Origin of the sequence: Streptomyces populi, assembly GCF_002911015.1 — a bacterium.
In the GTDB taxonomy this organism is placed as follows: Bacteria; Actinomycetota; Actinomycetes; order Streptomycetales; family Streptomycetaceae; genus Streptomyces; species Streptomyces populi.
Window position 1 is genome coordinate 35,405 of the sequence record NZ_KZ626897.1, and the last position, 15,829, is coordinate 51,233.

Annotated in this window: 17 protein-coding genes; 9 read left to right on the forward strand and 8 right to left on the reverse strand. The window is 73.1% G+C overall.

Annotated elements, in window-relative coordinates; genetic code table 11:
- The first annotated feature begins 103 nt into the window (after positions 1-103).
- Complete coding sequence (locus CW362_RS26260) at positions 104-1,426, forward strand: MFS transporter (protein WP_103552008.1); 1,323 nt, start codon at positions 104-106, stop codon at positions 1,424-1,426.
- On the opposite strand, the gene CW362_RS26265 is transcribed toward CW362_RS26260, so the two are convergent.
- From CW362_RS26265 to CW362_RS26275, 3 genes are all read right to left on the reverse strand, one after another.
- The gene (locus CW362_RS26265) at positions 1,388-2,233 is read right to left on the reverse strand and encodes a spermidine synthase (protein ID WP_103552009.1); all 846 of its coding nucleotides are present in this window, start codon (positions 2,231-2,233) and stop codon (positions 1,388-1,390) included. The two genes, CW362_RS26260 and CW362_RS26265, sit on opposite strands and share 39 nt — an antisense overlap.
- 157 nt (positions 2,234-2,390) lie before the next feature.
- Positions 2,391-3,560 (reverse strand): elongation factor Tu, encoded by a 1,170-nt coding sequence (gene tuf, locus CW362_RS26270; protein ID WP_103552010.1) that lies wholly within the window; start codon positions 3,558-3,560, stop codon positions 2,391-2,393.
- 464 nt (positions 3,561-4,024) lie between these two features.
- Positions 4,025-4,759, reverse strand: coding sequence for a DNA alkylation repair protein (locus CW362_RS26275; protein WP_103552011.1), 735 nt, complete (start codon positions 4,757-4,759; stop codon positions 4,025-4,027).
- A gap of 49 nt (positions 4,760-4,808) precedes the next feature.
- Between CW362_RS26275 and CW362_RS26280 the strand changes: the two genes are divergently transcribed.
- Positions 4,809-5,627 (forward strand): TVP38/TMEM64 family protein, encoded by an 819-nt coding sequence (locus CW362_RS26280; protein WP_103552012.1) that lies wholly within the window; start codon positions 4,809-4,811, stop codon positions 5,625-5,627.
- 52 nt (positions 5,628-5,679) lie between these two features.
- Here CW362_RS26280 and CW362_RS26285 read toward each other — a convergent pair whose 3' ends face one another.
- Positions 5,680-6,855, reverse strand: coding sequence for a thiolase family protein (locus tag CW362_RS26285; RefSeq protein ID WP_103552013.1), 1,176 nt, complete (start codon positions 6,853-6,855; stop codon positions 5,680-5,682).
- Positions 6,856-7,014: 159 nt separating this feature from the next.
- On the opposite strand from CW362_RS26285, the gene CW362_RS26290 reads away from it, so the two are divergent.
- The 4 genes from CW362_RS26290 to CW362_RS26300 all read left to right on the forward strand — a co-directional run bounded on the left by CW362_RS26290 (position 7,015) and on the right by CW362_RS26300 (position 9,492).
- Entirely contained in the window at positions 7,015-7,476 is a 462-nt protein-coding gene (locus CW362_RS26290) for a winged helix-turn-helix transcriptional regulator (RefSeq protein WP_103552014.1), read from the forward strand.
- 297 nt (positions 7,477-7,773) lie between these two features.
- Positions 7,774-8,649 (forward strand): undecaprenyl-diphosphate phosphatase, encoded by an 876-nt coding sequence (locus tag CW362_RS26295; protein WP_103552015.1) that lies wholly within the window; start codon positions 7,774-7,776, stop codon positions 8,647-8,649.
- 139 nt (positions 8,650-8,788) lie between these two features.
- Positions 8,789-8,962, forward strand: a complete 174-nt coding sequence (locus CW362_RS43855) for a hypothetical protein (RefSeq protein WP_167455639.1) — start codon at positions 8,789-8,791, stop codon at positions 8,960-8,962.
- A gap of 350 nt (positions 8,963-9,312) precedes the next feature.
- Positions 9,313-9,492 carry a hypothetical protein gene (locus tag CW362_RS26300; protein WP_103552016.1) on the forward strand — a complete coding sequence of 60 codons (180 nt, stop codon included), beginning with the start codon at positions 9,313-9,315 and terminating at the stop codon, positions 9,490-9,492.
- A 29-nt stretch (positions 9,493-9,521) separates the two neighbouring features.
- Here the strand turns inward: CW362_RS26300 and CW362_RS26305 are convergent, their stop codons facing one another.
- Positions 9,522-10,262 carry an SDR family NAD(P)-dependent oxidoreductase gene (locus tag CW362_RS26305; RefSeq protein ID WP_103552017.1) on the reverse strand — a complete coding sequence of 247 codons (741 nt, stop codon included), beginning with the start codon at positions 10,260-10,262 and terminating at the stop codon, positions 9,522-9,524.
- Between the two features lie 213 nt (positions 10,263-10,475).
- On the opposite strand from CW362_RS26305, the gene CW362_RS26310 reads away from it, so the two are divergent.
- Both CW362_RS26310 and lnt read left to right on the forward strand, forming a co-directional pair.
- Positions 10,476-10,961: a nuclear transport factor 2 family protein gene (locus tag CW362_RS26310; protein WP_103552018.1), complete on the forward strand. Its 486-nt coding sequence runs from the start codon at positions 10,476-10,478 to the stop codon at positions 10,959-10,961.
- A gap of 189 nt (positions 10,962-11,150) precedes the next feature.
- Positions 11,151-12,737 (forward strand): apolipoprotein N-acyltransferase, encoded by a 1,587-nt coding sequence (lnt, locus tag CW362_RS26315; protein ID WP_103552019.1) that lies wholly within the window; start codon positions 11,151-11,153, stop codon positions 12,735-12,737.
- Here the strand turns inward: lnt and CW362_RS26320 are convergent.
- Positions 12,655-13,566, reverse strand: coding sequence for a Gfo/Idh/MocA family protein (locus tag CW362_RS26320; protein WP_103552020.1), 912 nt, complete (start codon positions 13,564-13,566; stop codon positions 12,655-12,657). The genes lnt and CW362_RS26320 overlap by 83 nt on opposite strands.
- 261 nt (positions 13,567-13,827) lie before the next feature.
- Between CW362_RS26320 and CW362_RS26325 the strand changes: the two genes are divergently transcribed.
- Positions 13,828-14,277 carry a hypothetical protein gene (locus CW362_RS26325; RefSeq protein WP_240658057.1) on the forward strand — a complete coding sequence of 150 codons (450 nt, stop codon included), beginning with the start codon at positions 13,828-13,830 and terminating at the stop codon, positions 14,275-14,277.
- Positions 14,278-14,339: 62 nt separating this feature from the next.
- On the opposite strand, the gene CW362_RS26330 is transcribed toward CW362_RS26325, so the two are convergent.
- Entirely contained in the window at positions 14,340-14,897 is a 558-nt protein-coding gene (locus CW362_RS26330; RefSeq protein WP_103552029.1) for a tetratricopeptide repeat protein, read from the reverse strand.
- Between the two features lie 122 nt (positions 14,898-15,019).
- Positions 15,020-15,703, reverse strand: a complete 684-nt coding sequence (locus CW362_RS26335) for a uracil-DNA glycosylase (protein ID WP_103552022.1) — start codon at positions 15,701-15,703, stop codon at positions 15,020-15,022.
- Between the last annotated feature and the right edge of the window lie 126 nt (positions 15,704-15,829).

Consider the following 15,829-nt stretch of genomic DNA (forward strand, 5'->3'; position numbering starts at 1 on the left):
CGAGCACCCGGGCGGGCGCTGCCGGCGCCGGGCGGGGTGAGCGCCGGCGAGCGTGCGGATCACGGGTTTGGCAAGACGGGCACCGGGCGGCGATAGTCTCCCGGTGACCTCAGCCGCCGACCTTCCCCGACGCTCCCGCCGCCCCTCCTGGGCGGGCCGGAACTACACCCTTCTGACCGCCGCCGCGGTCGTCACCAACCTGGGCGGCCAGGGCGCGCTGATCGCCTCGGCGTTCGCGGTGCTCGAAGCGGGCGGCGACGGCGGCGACGTGGGTCTGGTGGCCGCCGCGCGGACCCTGCCGCTGGTGCTGTTCCTGCTGATCGGCGGGGCGGTCGCGGACCGGCTGCCCCGGCACCGGGTGATGGTCGCGGCCAACGCCCTCAACTGTGTGTCGCAGGCGGTCTTCGCCTTCCTGGTCCTCTCCGGTGAGGCCCGGCTGTGGCAGATGATGCTGCTGTCGGCGCTCGGCGGCACCGGGCAGGCGTTCTTCAACCCGGCCGCCGAGGGCATGCTGATGTCCTCCGTCCGCGGTGAGCAGGCGAGCCGCGCGTTCGCGATGTTCCGGATGGCGATGCAGGGCGCGGGACTCGGCGGCGCGGCCCTGGGCGGCGCGCTGGTGGCGGTCATCGGCCCGGGCTGGGTGCTCGCCGTGGACGCGGTGGCCTTCGCGGTCGCCGGTGCGCTGCGTTCCTTCCTCGACGTGAGCCACATACCGCCGCGGGAGCAGGGCGGCGGCCTGCTCGCCGACCTGCGCGACGGCTGGCACGAATTCGTCGGACGGCCCTGGCTGTGGACGATCGTCGCGCAGTTCTCCGTGGTCGTCGCGGTCGTCTCCGCCGCGGACGCGGTCTACGGTCCGTTGGTCGCCCGGGACAGTCTCGGCGGGGCGGGCCCGTGGGGCCTGGCGCTCGGCGCGTTCGGCGCCGGGACCGTGGGCGGCGCGCTGCTCATGACCCGCTGGAAGCCCCGCCGCCTGCTGCTCGCGGGCACCCTGTGCGTCTTCCCGCTCGCGGCGCCCTCCGCCGCGCTCGCGGTCCCGCTGCCGGTGGGACCGCTGTACGCCGTGATGTTCGTCAGCGGTCTGGCGATCGAGGTGTTCGGCGTGTCGTGGATGACGGCGCTCCACCAGGAGATACCCGAGGACAAACTCTCGCGGGTGTCGGCGTACGACTGGTTCGGCTCGATCGCGATGGTCCCGCTGGCCACGGCGCTGGCGGGCCCCGCGGAGCAGGCCTTCGGCCGGACGCCCGCGCTGTGGGGCTGCGCGACGCTGGTCGTGGTGGTCACGGCGGCGGTGCTGTGCGTCCCGGACGTCCGGAACCTGACGCGGCGGACCCGGCCGGTGGCGCAGGGCGCTCCCGCCGCGGAGTCGGCCGCGGAGCAGGCGTCAGCCGATGCCGAAGGACCCGCCGGGCGGCTCGGGTGAGGGAACCGCGTCCTCGTCGCGCACCGGAGCGGCCGCGCCGATGAAGTCCCGCAGCGCGGGGCCGTGTTCGACGCGTGCCGGAAAGGCGTCGGCGGCGGTACGGCGGGCCAGCGCGGCCGTGTCGAGCGGGTGGTGGGAGGCGACGAGCACGGCGTTGCCGAAGCGCCGGCCGCGCAGCACGCCGGGTTCGGCGATGAGGGCGATCTCCTCGAACACGGTGGAGAACGTGGCGAGCTGGGAGCGGAGGAAGGCGAAGGGCGCCGCGTCGGCGAGGTTGGCGAGGTAGACGCCGCCGGGACGCAGCACGCGCTCGGCGGCGCTCGCGTAGGCGGTGGACGTCAGGTGCGCCGGTACCCGCGAGCCACCGAAGACGTCCGCGATCAGGGCGTCCGCGGACCCGGGGGCGGCGGCTTCGATCCAGGCGCGGGCGTCGGCGCGGTGCAGCTCGATGCCCGTGCCGCCGGGCACCGGCAGACACTCCTCGATCATCTCCAGCAGGCCCTTGTCCGCCTCGACCACGTCCTGCCGCGAACCGGGCCGGGTGGCCGCGACGTAGCGGGGCAGGGTGAGCGCACCGCCGCCGAGGTGCAGCACGTCCAGGGCGCGCCCCGGCTGCGTCACCGTGTCCAGCACGTGTCCGAGGCGCCGGGTGTACTCGAACTCCAGGTGCGTCGGTTCGTCCAGGTCGACGTACGACTGGGGCGCGCCGTCCACGGTGAGCAGCCACGCCCGCTCGCGGTCCACGTCGGGCATCAGCTTGGCGGTCCCGTGATCCACGGCCCGCGTCACGGGTATCGGCTCGTCCACGGGTCCATTGTGCGGTACCCGTGACGGCGCGGACGGGACGGCCGCGGCGCCGCGAACAGGGTCTTCCGCGACGGCGCGGACGGGACCGGCCACGACGACGGGAACGGGGTCCGCCGTGGTGCGGCGGACCCCGTGTCCCCGTCTTCCGGCCCGGGTGTCAGCCGACCGTCGTCACCGTCCCGGCGCCGACCGTGCGGCCGCCCTCACGGATCGCGAAGCCGAGGCCGGGCTCCAGCGGGACCTCGCGGCCGAGCTCGACCGTCATGACGACGGTGTCGCCGGGCCGGGCGACGGCCGCCTCGCCGAGGTCGACGTCGCCGACCACGTCCGCGGTGCGGATGTAGAACTGCGGCCGGTACCCGGTGGAGACCGCTGTCGTACGGCCTCCCTCGCGCGTCGACAGGACGTACACCCGCGCCGTGAAACGACTGCTGGGCACGACGCTGCCGGGCGCGGCGACGACGTGTCCGCGGCGGACCGCGTCGCGGGGCACACCGCGCAGCAGCAGTGCCACGTTGTCGCCGGCCTGCGCCTCCTCCATGGGCTTGCCGAAGGTCTCCAGGCCGGTGACCACCGTGTCGACGCCCGCGCCGAGCACCTCGACCCGGTCGCCGACGCGGACCGTGCCGCGCTCCACGGCACCGGTGACGACCGTCCCGCGTCCGGTGATGGTGAGCACGTTCTCGACCGGCATCAGGAACGGCGCGTCGAGATAGCGCTCGGGCATCGGCACGTAGGTGTCCACGGCGTCGAGCAGCGCGTCGATCGCGGCCGTCCACCGGGGGTCCCCCTCGAGGGCCTTGAGGCCGGACACCCGTACGACGGGCACCGAGTCGCCCCCGTAGCCCTGCGCGGAGAGCAGTTCGCGGACCTCCAGCTCGACCAGGTCCGTGAGTTCCTCGTCGCCCGCGTCGGCCTTGTTGAGGGCGACGACGATGTGGTCGACACCCACCTGCCGGGCGAGCAGGACGTGCTCGGCGGTCTGCGGCATGATCCCGTCGAGCGCGGACACGACGAGGATCGCCCCGTCGAGCTGGGCCGCGCCGGTGACCATGTTCTTGACGTAGTCGGCGTGGCCCGGCATGTCCACGTGCGCGTAGTGCCGGGTGTCGGTCTCGTACTCGACGTGCGCGATGTTGATGGTGATGCCGCGCGCGGCCTCCTCCGGGGCCCGGTCGATCCGGTCGAACGGGACGAAGGTGCCGGAGCCGCGCTCGGCGAGGACCTTGGTGATGGCGGCGGTCAGGGTGGTCTTGCCGTGGTCGACGTGACCCATGGTGCCGATGTTCAGGTGCGGTTTGGTGCGTACGTAAGCCGTCTTGGACATGACTGTTCCTCGAAGCCTCTTCGATGTCGGCGGAGCCGAGTGGTGGCCCCGGCGCGTGCGGGCCGGGACGGGGACCCCCAGGAGTTACCGACCCTCCCCCTGCGGGGTCCGCCGGACGATCCGGGAAGGGTCAGCTTCGGGCGCCGTCGACGGCTGCCGTGATGATCTGGACGGCAGCCTTCGGCGCATCCGCGACTGCGGATGCTGCGAGGAGGAAGGCGTACCGGAACATGAGGAGATCATCTCCGACGCGTCTCACCGCGTCGAACGATTTTCGGTGCCCCGGGGACAGGTGGGGTGCGGGTGGTGTTCCGGGGGCCGTGGGGTTCGTCGGGCGGACGCTTGGGGACGCCCGGAGACGCCCGAGCCGGTCGGGCGGACGCCGGCGGTCACGCCACGGTCCGTCGGACGGGCGTCCCGGGACCGTCCCGGGCGGGGTGCCGGGGCGTCCGGGCCGTGCGGTCTCAGGGGCCGATGTTCTTGAGCGCCTCACGCACGGACAGCGGCGCGAGCCTCGCCCGCTCCGCCTCGACGAAGTCCCGTACGGCGCGCGGGTCGGTCTTGGCGTACTCGCGCAGGCACCATCCGATGGCCTTGCGGACGAAGAAGTCGGGGTGGCCCGACCGCCGGACGCAGTACGCGAAGAGGCGCCCGGTGTCGGTGGCCTCCTTGTACCGGAGCTGGTGGAGCAGCGCCGTGCGGGCGACCCACAGGTCGTCGTCCTCGATCCAGGCGTCCATGTCGGTGCGCAGGCGCGGGTCCGCGGCCACCAGGCCACCCACCACGTGCGCGGCGAGCAGGTCGACGGTGTCCCACCAGGAGTCCGTGGAGACGAGGTGCCGGGCCACCGGCAGGAAACCGGACGACAGACGCTTCACGTGGCGGCGCAGATAGTCGACGGCGAAGTACCGGTACTCGCGTTCCGGCAGCCGCCAGCAGCGCAGGGCGAGCGCGGTGCAGTCCGCCTCGTCGGGCCGGGGGGCGCCCAGGAGCACGGTGCGGGACAGGGCACGGCGCTCGGGTGTCGTCAGCCCGAGGAAGGGGGCGACGTCCTTCATGTACGCGCGCATCGACGCGGCCCGGCCGGGGTCGGCGGCCGCCGGGTAGAGGGTCGTGAGCCGCTCCAGGACGGTGTCCGCGAGGACGCTCTCCGGCACCTCGAACCGGGCACCTGACGTTCCGGAAGCTGTGACGCCCATGAGACGAACCATACGGCGATCACACACATCCGTCGGTTAGTGTCACCGGATGCTCGATGCCACCACCCGCTCTGGGGGCACCGCCACGGCCACTCCCCAGGCTGCCGCCACGGAGCTCGCCGCCGCCCTCGGCCTCGCCGTCGGCCCGGAGACCGCCGTCGCCGCACCCGCGGTCCCGACCGTCCCGCGCACCACCCCTGCCGCGCGCCTCCTGAGAGCGCTGCTCTCCCCCTGGGCGCGGCTCTCCCTGCTGGCCGTGCTGCTCGCGGCGGCCGCGTCGAGCGTGCTCCTCTTCGACCCGCAGCAACTGCTCGCCGACGGCTGGCCGCCCCAGCTCGGCGGCGCCACGGCGGCCGTCGCGTTCGCCGTGGCGTACGGGCTGTGCACGGTCGCCTTCGTGCCCCGGCCGCTGCTCAACCTGGCCGCCGGCGCCGTGTTCGGCTCCCAACTGGGCCTGGGGACCGCGCTGGTGGGCACGGTGCTCGGCGCCGGTGCCGCCTTCGGGCTCGGCCGCGTCCTCGGACAGGACGCGCTGCGGCCGCTGCTGCGGGCCCGCTGGCTGAAGGCGGCGGACGGTCAGCTCAGCCGGCACGGTTTCCGCTCGATGATGGTGGCCCGACTGTTCCCCGGTGTGCCGTTCTGGGCCGCGAACTACTGCGCGGCCGTCTCCCGCATGGGCTGGATCCCCTTCCTGGTCGCGACGGCGCTCGGGTCGGTCCCGAACACCGCCGCGTACGCCGTCGCCGGCGCCCGCGCGTCGTCACCGACCTCCCCGGCGTTCCTGATCGCGATGGCCCTGATCACGCTCCCCGCCCTGGCCGGAACGGTGGTGGCCTGGCGCAAGCGCCACCACCTGCGCGGCCGCTGAGGCACGCGCGGCACCGGTACGCGGGCGTGGCCCGCGCCCCGGTCCACGACCGCTACGGGCGCACGGCTTCCAGGATCATCGCGTTCGCCAGTCCGCCCGCCTCGCACATCGTCTGGAGCGCGTAGCGGGCGCCCCGGGCGCGCATCGCGTGGACGAGGGTCGTGGTGAGGCGGGTGCCGCTCGCGCCGAGCGGGTGGCCGATCGCGATGGCTCCGCCGTGCACGTTGACCTTGGACAGATCGGCGCCCGTCTCCTGCTGCCAGGCGAGAACGACGGAGGCGAAGGCCTCGTTCACCTCGAAGAGGTCGATGTCGCCGAGGTCGAGACCGGCCTTGCGCAGCACCTTCTCGGTGGCCGGGACGACGCCGGTGAGCATCAGCAGCGGGTCGGAACCGGTGACGGCGAAGCTGTGCAACCGGGCGAGGGGCCGCAGGCCGAGGCGGGCGGCGGTCTCGCTCGACGTGATGAGCACGGCGGACGCGCCGTCGTTGACCGGGCTCGCGTTCCCGGCCGTCACGGACCAGTCGATCTGGGGGAAGCGCTCGGCGAAGGCGGGGTCGTGGTACGCGGGCTTCAGCCCGGCGAGTATCTCGGGGGTGCTGCCGGGGCGGACGCACTCGTCCCGGGTGAGGCCTTCCAGGGACGCGGTCTCGGCGTCGAACAGACCGCCGTCCCACGCCCGTGCCGCCTTACGGTGCGATCCGACCGCGAAGACGTCCATCCGCTCGCGGGTGATGCCCCACTTGGCGGCGATGAGCTCGGCGCTGATGCCCTGGGGCACCAGGCCCTCGGGGTAGCGCCCCGCGACCCCGGGGCCGAAGGGGTCCGCACCCGCCGGCACGTTGGACCACATCGGCACCCGGCTCATCGACTCCACGCCGCAGGCCACGGCCATGTCGTACGCCCCCGACATGACGCCCTGCGCGGCGAAGTGCACGGCCTGCTGCGAGGAGCCGCACTGGCGGTCCACGGTGGTCGCGGGGACCGTCTCGGGGAATCCCGCGGAGAGCACGGCGTACCGGGTGGTGTTCATGGCCTGCTCGCCGACCTGGTCGACGGTGCCGCCGATGACGTCGTCGATCAGCGCCGGGTCGATCCCGGAACGCTCGACGAGCGCGCGGAGGGTGTGGGCGAGGAGTTCCACCGGGTGGACGTGGGCGAGCGAACCGCCCGGCTTGCCCTTGCCCACGGGGGTGCGTACGGCTTCGACGATCACGGCGTCACGCATGGATACCTCTCAGGTCTGTCAGGTCTCTGAGGTCGGAAGAAACGGCGACCGGGCGGGCCCAGCCGCCGAGCCGAGTGAGTTGGAATTCCAAACCCACTAAGTGACCCAACAGTAACCTAGTGAGTTGGAACATCCAACCCACCTTCGTAGACTGACCGCATGAAGGACCCCCGCCCCTGCTCGATCGCCGAGACGCTCGCCCTCGTCGGCGAGAAGTACTCCCTGCTGGTCCTGCGCGAGGTGTCGCTCGGCGCCACGCGCTTCGACCAGCTGGCGCGCAACACCGGCGCCCCCCGCGACGTGCTGACGACCAGGCTGAAGCGCCTCGTCGACGCGGGACTGCTGGAGAAGGCGGAGTACAGCGACCGCCCCAAGCGCTACGAGTACCGGCCCACCCGGGCGGGCCTCGAACTGGGACCCGTTCTGCTGATGCTGATGTCCTGGGGCGACCGGTACCTCCAGGAGGGCGGCTTCCGGCCCATGGTCCTGGAGCACACCTGCGGCCACGAACTGGTCCCCCAGGTCGTCTGTCGGGAATGCGGGGAGCGGGTCGAACACGAATCCCTCACGCCCCACCCCCAGGTCCCGGGCTGGACGGTGACGGGGCCCGTGACGGAGTGACCGCCGTCACGGAAGCGGCGGGCGGTGACACCCCGGCCCTCACGCCGCCGCGTCCCACCGGGACCCGCCCCCGGCCGGCCCGGCACCTCGGTCACCGGGGACGACACCGTCCGGCGCCCCTCGAGGCCGGAGCTTCCCCGGGCACGGCGGAAGGCTCCCCCCTGAAGTCCCGAAACCCCCGTGGCCGGGCCGTGATCCGCGCCGGTTAGGCTTCCCTCAGCGCCCGTGACCGCCCCGTACCGCGATCCGGCGTGCCCATCTCCCGTTCCACGATCAGCACTTGGACCACGTAACTCCATGTCTTGGTTTCAATCCCTCGTCCTCGGACTCGTCCAGGGGCTGACCGAATTCCTCCCCGTCTCCTCCAGCGCACACCTGCGGCTGACCGCGGCCTTCTCGGGCTGGGACGATCCCGGTGCGGCGTTCACCGCGATCACGCAGCTCGGCACGGAGGCCGCGGTGCTGATCTACTTCCGCAAGGACGTGGGGAACATCCTGTCGGCGTGGTTCCGCTCGCTCACCGACAAGGCGATGCGCGGCAACCACGACGCCCGGATGGGATGGCTGGTGATCGTCGGCTCGATCCCGATCGGGGTGCTGGGCGTCACGCTCAAGGACCAGATCGAGGGGCCGTTCCGCGATCTGCGGGTCACCGCCACCATGCTGATCGTGATGGGCATCGTCCTGGGCGTCGCCGACCGGCTCGCGGCCCGCGACGAAGCGGGCGGCAGGCACCGGGCGGCCAAGCAGCGCAAGGTGCTCGAGGACCTGAACACCAAGGACGGCCTCCTGTTCGGCATATGCCAGGCGATGGCCCTGATCCCCGGCGTGTCCCGCTCCGGCGCGACCATCAGCGGCGGTCTGTTCATGGGCTACAGCCGCGCGGCGGCGGCCCGTTACTCCTTCCTCCTCGCCATGCCGGCCGTCCTCGCCTCCGGCGCCTTCGAGCTCAAGGACGCTGCCGCGGAGGGCCACGTCTCCTGGGGGCCGACCGCCTTCGCGACGATCATCGCCTTCGCGGTCGGATACGCCGTCATCGCGTGGTTCATGAAGTTCATCTCGCACAAGAGCTTCATGCCGTTCGTCTGGTACCGGATCGTCCTCGGATTCGTCATCATCGGACTGGTCGGCACCGACGTCCTCAGCCCTCACGCGGCCGAGTCCTCCGGCTGAGCCGGCCGCGCCCCGGGGCTCCCTCGGCGCGGAGCCGCCGGGTTCCGGGCGCCGACCGGGGCGGTAGGCCGTCTGGCCGAACACTTCTGCGGACCGGGTTGCGGCGTTCTAGCGTGGCCTCCCCGACTGGAGGTGGAGCATGCTGAAGGATCCCGCGCCCGGCCGACTGGGCACGGAAGCGCGCTGTGTGAAGTTCCCCGACGGCAGCCGCGGGGTGATCCTGGTGAGGGCGGGCATCCCGCAGGACGAGGCGGACGAACTCGCGGCGCGGATCTGGACGGAACGGCCGGATGCGGGCGGGCCGCGCGGTTGAAGCCGTCGAGTCCACGCGGATCCCGCGGATCACCCGGGCGGGATCTCCGCCCCCGTTCACCCGTATCGGTCATATCCGCAGCTCCGGCCGTGCCCGCCGCTCGGCCGTGCCCGCCGCATCCGCTCCGCCCCGCCCCGGCGTCCTGCCCGGCCGTGACCGGAGGCGGGCACGCGCGGCCCCCGGCCGTTCCGTCCCGCCCCGGGGCCGGGTCCCGCACGACCGCTCCGCTCCGGCGGGCGAGGGACCCGGCCGCCGGAGCGGAGCCGGCGGTGAACGCCGTGACGCAGCACATACGGCTCGAGTAGCCGCCCGGTAGCGCAGCGTCAGTCCTTGCGCCTAGGCTGGTCCGCATGTCCCCCGATGCCACTCCGCCTGGTTCCGTGCGCTCTGCCGCCGCGTTGAACGAACAGATCCGCGCCCTGTGGACGCGGACGGGCGGCTCCCTGTCCGCGCAGGAGCGGGCGGAGTACGAGCTGTTGATCGTGAAGTGGGCCGAGGCGATACGCGGCGAGATCATCGAAGCGGCGTAGGCCCGCCCGCGCTTCCCCCACGCAAGGGCTCACCTCCCGCCGGACACCCGTAGCACCGCCCCCGTCGTGTACGACGCGTCGGGCGACATCAACCACGCGACGGCGGCGGCGATCTCCTCCGCCGTGCCGACGCGGCGCAGCGGAATCGAGGCGGCGGCGCGTCCGGCGCGGCCCGGATCGCCCATGGCCGCGTGCATCTCGGTGTCGATCATGCCGGGCGCGACCGCGTTGACACGGATGCCGTCGGGGCCCAGCTCCTTGGCGAGGCCCGTGGTCAGCGCGTCCACGGCCGCCTTGCTCGCCGCGTAGTGCACGAATTCGCCGGGACTGCCGAGCGTGGCGGCGGCCGAGGACACGTTCACGATGGCACCGCCGCCCAGGGCGGCCATGGAGCGGGCGGCACGACGCGAACACAGCAGCGTGCCGAGCAGGTTGACCTCGACCACACGGCGCAGATCGGCGGTGTCGGCGTCCGCGAGCCGTCCGAGCGGTCCGGTCACCCCGGCGTTGTTCACCAGCCCGGTCACCGGTCCCAGCCGGTCCGCGGCCGTGTCGAAGAGCCGCTCGACAGCGGCCTCGTCGGAGGTGTCCACCCGCACGGTGACACAGCGTGCCCCGGCCGCGCGGACGGCGGCCGCGGTCCGCTCCGCGGCCTCGCCGTCGCTCACATAGCCGACGACCAGGTCGTGCCCGTCCGCCGCGAGCCGGATACAGGTCGCGGCGCCGATGCCGCGACTGCCTCCCGTGACGATCGTGACCGGACGTGCCATGTGAGCCTCCTGGAGGGGAACGACGCCGAGGGGACCGCCGGGGCGGGGACCGTCCGCGGTCGATCATGGAGCACCGACGATCGCAGATCCGCGCCGCTCCCGGCACGGGGCCCGCACCTCGGACACCGGCTCTCCGCGCGGGCACCGTCCCGGCCACCGAATATCCCCGCACGGACTCTTGGCGTGGCAGGCGGAGTGGCCAACACTGAACCGATGACGCAGCGTGTGGAGCTCGCGACCGTGCTGGACCGGTTCTCCGTGGACGAGGTCGTCACCGCGTACGCGGTGGCCGTGGACGACGGCGACTGGGATGCGTACAGGGGGCTGTTCGCACCGAAGGGCCGCGCCGACTACCGCTCGGCCGGTGGCGTCGAGGGCGACGCCGACGAGATCGCCAGGTGGCTCGCGCAGAGCCTGGACCTGTTCGCGATGCGCCAGCATCTGATAGTCAACCGGCGGGTGCGGTTCGGTGTCCTGGACCAGGACACCGGCGACACGGCCGAGGTGCGGGCCGACTACGTCAATCCGATGCGGTTCGCCGCGCAGGACGGCGATTCCACCGCGCCCGACCTCGTGTGCGGAGGCCGGTACGTCTTCGGTCTGCTGCGCACCGCCGAGGGCTGGCGGCTGCGCCAGGTGGTCGTCCAGGAGAAATGGCGCCGGATGCCCGGGGTCCGGAACGCGCCCGCGGACACCTGAGCGGTCACCGCCCGCTCCCCGCCGGAGCCTCTCCGCCCCGCCGCCGGGCACCTGCCGAAGCCTCTCCGCGCCGCCTCCACGGCCCGGGGCGCTCGGCCGGCGGCGCGCCCCTTCCCGATCTCCACGCCCTCTGTCGGAGATCGCCGACGACGCGCACACTGGAGAGACCCCGGGGCAGGGAGGCGAAGGATGAAAAGGCCCGACCGTGCGTTCGGCCCATGGCTGGTCTCCCCCTGGCGGCGCGGTGTCGTCGCCGTGCTGGCGGGCGCGCTGCCGGTGTTCGCGTTCCCCGCCCCGTCCTGGTGGTGGTTCGCGTACGTGGCTCTGGTGCCCTGGATCCTGCTGACCCGCTCGGCGCCCACGGGCAGGCGTGCCGCGTACGACGGCTGGCTCGGCGGGTTCGGGTTCCTGCTGGCGGTGCACCACTGGCTGCTGCCGAGCCTGCACGTCTTCCTGGTGGTCATAGCCGCGCTGCTCGGCGCCCTGTGGGCCCCCTGGGGCTGGCTCGTCCGGCGGTTCCTGGCCGGAGTGCCCTCACCGGGGCGGGTCGGCGCCGCGCTCCTCGTCCTGCCGTCGGGATGGCTGACGGTGGAGCTCGTCCGGTCCTGGCAGGGCCTGGGCGGTCCCTGGGGTCTGCTCGGGTCGAGCCAGTGGCAGGTGGAGCCGGCGCTGCGGCTGGCCTCGGTGGGCGGCGTGTGGCTGCTGAGCTTCCTGGTGGTGGCGGTCAACGTCGCCGTCGCCGTGCTGGTGTCGGTGCGGGAGTCCCGCATGCCCGCCGTGGCCGGACTGGTCGCCACGGCCGCCGCGACCTCGGCGGCCTGGGTGTGGTCACCGCGTCCCGACGTCGACGGCCGGGTGCGGATCGCGGTCGTGCAGCCCGGTGTCGTGGGCGGGAGCACGAGCGGCGACGAACGCTTCGCGCGCGAGGAGGCGCTGACCCGTGAACTCGCGGGCCGGGGCGCCGACCTGGTGGTCTGGGGCGAGAGCAGCGTCGGCTTCGACCTGGCCGACCGGCCCGACCTGGCGCACCGCGTCGCGGAACTGTCCCACGAGGTCGGCGCCGACATCCTGGTGAACGTCGACGCGCGCCGTTCCGACCGGCCCGGCATCTACAAGAGCTCGGTCCTGGTGGGACCGCACGGCCCGACCGGCGACCGCTACGACAAGATGCGGCTGGTCCCGTTCGGCGAGTACGTGCCCGCGCGCTCCCTGCTCGGCTGGGCGACCTCCGTCGGCAAGGCCGCGGGCGAGGACCGCAGGCGGGGTACCGAGCAGGTGGTGATGGACGTCGGGCACGGGCTGCGCGTCGGCCCCATGATCTGCTTCGAGACGGCGTTCCCGGACATGAGCCGCCACCTCGCCGAGGACGGCGCCGAGGTGCTGGTGGCCCAGTCCTCGACGTCGACGTTCCAGCACAGCTGGGCCCCCGGGCAGCACGCCTCGCTCGCCGCCCTGCGTGCCGCCGAGACCGGCCGCTCGATGGTGCACGCGACCCTCACCGGCGTCTCCGCCGTGTACGGCCCCGGCGGCGAGCGCGTCGGTTCATGGCTCGGCACGGACGCGAGCGGCGCGGTGGTCTACGAGGTGCCGCTGGCCCGGGGCGTCACCCCGTACGTCCGGTTCGGCGACTGGCCGGTGCACGGCGCCCTGCTGGTGCTGGCGGCGCTGTGCGTGACGGAGGGCGCGCGTACGTTCAGGCTGCGGCGGCCCGCTCCTGGACGGCTCGTACCACGCGCTCGCACAACTCGTGAGTCGCCAGCGCGTCCCGGGCGCTGAGCACCTTTCCCGTGCGCACGGCGTCGAGGAACGCCAGGACCACCTGCTCGATGCCGCGCTGCCGGGCCACCGGTACCCAGTCGCCGCGCCGGCGCACGGTCGGCTGGCCCTTGTGGTCGATCACCTCGGCGAGGTTGACCACCTGTCGCTTGGTGTCCTGGCCCGAGACCTCGAGGATCTCCTCGCTCGAACCGCTCAGCCGGTTCATCACCCCGAGGGCCGTGAAGCCGTCCCCGGCGAGCTGGAGCACGACGTGGTGCAGCAACCCGTCCTCGGCACGGGCCCGCACCGTCACGTCGTCGACCGGCCCCGGCACCAGGAAGCGGAGGGTGTCGACGACGTGGATGAAGTCGTCGAGAATCATGGTGCGGGGCTCCTCGGGCAGCCCCGTGCGGTTCTTCTGCATCAGGATCAGCTCGCGGGGGTGCTCGGCGCACTGTGCGTACGCCGGTGCGTGACGCCGGTTGAAACCGACGGCGAGGCTGACGTTCCGCTCCTCCGCGAGCCGCACCAGCCGTTCCGAGTCGCCCAGCTCGTACGCGAGCGGCTTGTCGACGTACGTCGGTACGCCCGCCTCCAGCAACCGGGTGACGATCTCCGGGTGGGTGACGGTGGGCGCGTGCACGAACGCCGCGTCGAGGTCCTGGGCCAGCAGGGCGTCCAGGTCGGTGTGGCGCCGGTCCCGCGGCAGGTGGAGGCCGTCGGCGACCCGCTCGAGCGTGGCGGGCGTCCGCGTCTGCAGATGCAGTTCGATCCCGGGCTGCACGCCGAGCACCGGCAGGTACGCCTTCTGCGCGATGTCGCCGAGTCCGATGCAGCCGACCTTCACAAGGGTCTCCTTCAGTCGCCGACGCGGGTTCCGTCGGAAGCATAAGGCCGTCGCGGCGGCCGCACGTAGGGAGCCGGGGGCCCCGGACGGCGGCCGGCCGGTCGTGCCGGTTCCGGGCGGTGTGCGCCCGGACGGCGTGTCAGCTCACCGACGTCCGTGACCGCCGGAGGAGCGGAAGGATCACCCGTGTGGGGCATCCTGTGCCTCTCCGCTCCCCCTGAGCGGTCCGGAACCAGCAGAGTTGCGCGGGTGTACCGAACGATGACGACCGCAACGCTTCTGGTCGCCGCGGCAGCCACCACCCTCTCCGGGTGTGTGACCGTCCAGCGGCCGCCCGCCTCCGGCACTCCCGCCTCTCCGTCCGGACTCACCGCGCCGCGTCCGGACGGCAAGGGGGGACCCGGGCCGACGCAGGTACCGGCCCGGGAGGCACTGGGGCGCGTCGGCCCCTCGCGCGAACCCTCGCCCGACGCCACGGCCCGGGACCGGACGACTCCCCCGCCGCGGACCGTGGCGCCCTCGGCCCCGCCGCGGCACGCCCACCCGGCCCCGCGTCCCGAGCCACGGCACGAGGAGCGCCGGGTGGCCGTCCCGCCCGGCGTTCCCGGCATTCCGAAGGATCTGGACGTGTGCGCGCTCGGCAGGCAGTACGGGGGCTGGAAAGCGAACAGCCGGGAGGCGATCCGCTGCGCGAAGGCGTACGGGAACTGACGGCGTCCGCGGCCCCGGTGAACGGGGCTCAGGGGCCACGGGAACATACCCGTAGGGGCGGTTCAGGGCCGTCGTCTGGGCGGTCCCAGGGTCTCGCCGCCCGGTCCGTCGAAGCGGTCGGACCCGTCGGCCTCCGCGGAGGTGCCGGTGCCCTGGAGTCTCAGTTCGAGGCGGCCGATCGCCGCGCGGACGCCGTCGCCGTACCGGTCGTCCGCGAGGACGTCGGCCGCGCCGCGGGCCCGGAGCAGATGGGTGCGGGCGGCCTCCGAGCGGCCGAGCTTCGCGTAGTCGGCGGCGAGGTTCAGATGCAGCGAGGGGTAGAACGCCCGCACGGCGAGGGACCCGTGGGGCTCGGCGGCATGGCCGTCGGTCAGCTCCTCGGCCGCCGACAGAGCCCGCAGGTCCCAGGCGAGTTCGTCCGCGGGGTCGTCCTGGGTGTCGGCCATGTAGTGCGCCAGCGTGCAACGGTGCAGGGCGTCGCCGTCGTCGCCGATCTCCCCCCACAGGTCCAGGAAGCGGCCCCGGGCCTCCTCGCGGTCACCGGCGTGGTGCAGCATGACGGCCTGTCCGATCCGGGTCATCATGGCGTCCGGCGCCGCCTGCCCCTGTTGCTCCGCCACCGCGTCCTCCAGGCTCGTCACTGTCCCTCACGACGCTAGCCGGAGCCGCTGACAATCCCGCTCAGGCGCCCCCGGGCACCGCTGGGCCAGGCCGGTGACGGTCCCGCCCAGCGGCCCGGCCGTCAGCCGAGGTCGGGGATGCTCCAGTCGATCGGCTCGTGGCCCTGGGCGGCCACGGCCTCGTTGATCTGCGTGAAGGGACGTGAGCCGAAGAACTTCTTCGCGGACAGCGGCGACGGGTGCGCTCCCTTCACCACCACGTGCCGTTCCTCGTCGATCAGCGGGAGCTTCTTCTGCGCGTAGTTGCCCCACAGGACGAAGACGGCCGGGTCGGGGCGGTCGGCCACCGCGCGGATGACCGCGTCGGTGAACTTCTCCCAGCCCTTGCCCTTGTGCGAGTTCGCCTCGCCGGAACGCACGGTCAGCACCGCGTTGAGCAGCAGCACGCCCTGTTCGGCCCACGGCATCAGATAGCCGTTGTCCGGGATCGGGGTGCCCAGCTCCTCCTTCATCTCCTTGTAGATGTTTCGCAGCGACGGCGGGGTCTTGACCCCGGGACGGACCGAGAAGCACAGGCCGTGCCCCTGGCCCTCGCCGTGGTAGGGGTCCTGGCCGAGGATCAGTACCTTCACCCGCTCGTACGGCGTGGCGTCGAGCGCGGCGAAGACCTCCTCCCGCGGAGGGTAGACGGGACCCTTCGCACGCTCCTCCTCGACGAACTCGGTGAGTTCCTTGAAGTAGGGCTGCTGCAGCTCGTCACCCAGGACGCCGCGCCAGGACTCGGGCAGCATGGCGATATCGGTCACGTCAACGTCCTTCGATGTGCGATGACTTCCTGACCACAGAACCTACCGTCGCCCACTGACAATCGGTTCCGGGCCCACATCGAGGCCGTACGACGGCTACGGTACGCCCCCACAGCCCCCACAGCC

Bases quoted from the DNA above. Each gene is read 5' to 3' on its own strand.
- CW362_RS43855 (WP_167455639.1), top strand. From the start codon at position 8,789: ATGCTGAAGGATCCCGCGCCCGGCCGACTGGGCACGGAAGCGCGCTGT.
- CW362_RS26325 (WP_240658057.1), top strand. From the start codon at position 13,828: ATGACGACCGCAACGCTTCTGGTCGCCGCGGCAGCCACCACCCTCTCC.
- CW362_RS26310 (WP_103552018.1), top strand. From the start codon at position 10,476: ATGACGCAGCGTGTGGAGCTCGCGACCGTGCTGGACCGGTTCTCCGTG.
- CW362_RS26305 (WP_103552017.1), bottom strand. From the start codon at position 10,262: ATGGCACGTCCGGTCACGATCGTCACGGGAGGCAGTCGCGGCATCGGC.
- CW362_RS26280 (WP_103552012.1), top strand. From the start codon at position 4,809: ATGCTCGATGCCACCACCCGCTCTGGGGGCACCGCCACGGCCACTCCC.
- CW362_RS26285 (WP_103552013.1), bottom strand. From the start codon at position 6,855: ATGCGTGACGCCGTGATCGTCGAAGCCGTACGCACCCCCGTGGGCAAG.
- tuf (WP_103552010.1), bottom strand. From the start codon at position 3,560: ATGTCCAAGACGGCTTACGTACGCACCAAACCGCACCTGAACATCGGC.
- CW362_RS26290 (WP_103552014.1), top strand. From the start codon at position 7,015: ATGAAGGACCCCCGCCCCTGCTCGATCGCCGAGACGCTCGCCCTCGTC.
- CW362_RS26275 (WP_103552011.1), bottom strand. From the start codon at position 4,759: ATGGGCGTCACAGCTTCCGGAACGTCAGGTGCCCGGTTCGAGGTGCCG.
- CW362_RS26295 (WP_103552015.1), top strand. From the start codon at position 7,774: ATGTCTTGGTTTCAATCCCTCGTCCTCGGACTCGTCCAGGGGCTGACC.
- CW362_RS26300 (WP_103552016.1), top strand. From the start codon at position 9,313: ATGTCCCCCGATGCCACTCCGCCTGGTTCCGTGCGCTCTGCCGCCGCG.
- lnt (WP_103552019.1), top strand. From the start codon at position 11,151: ATGAAAAGGCCCGACCGTGCGTTCGGCCCATGGCTGGTCTCCCCCTGG.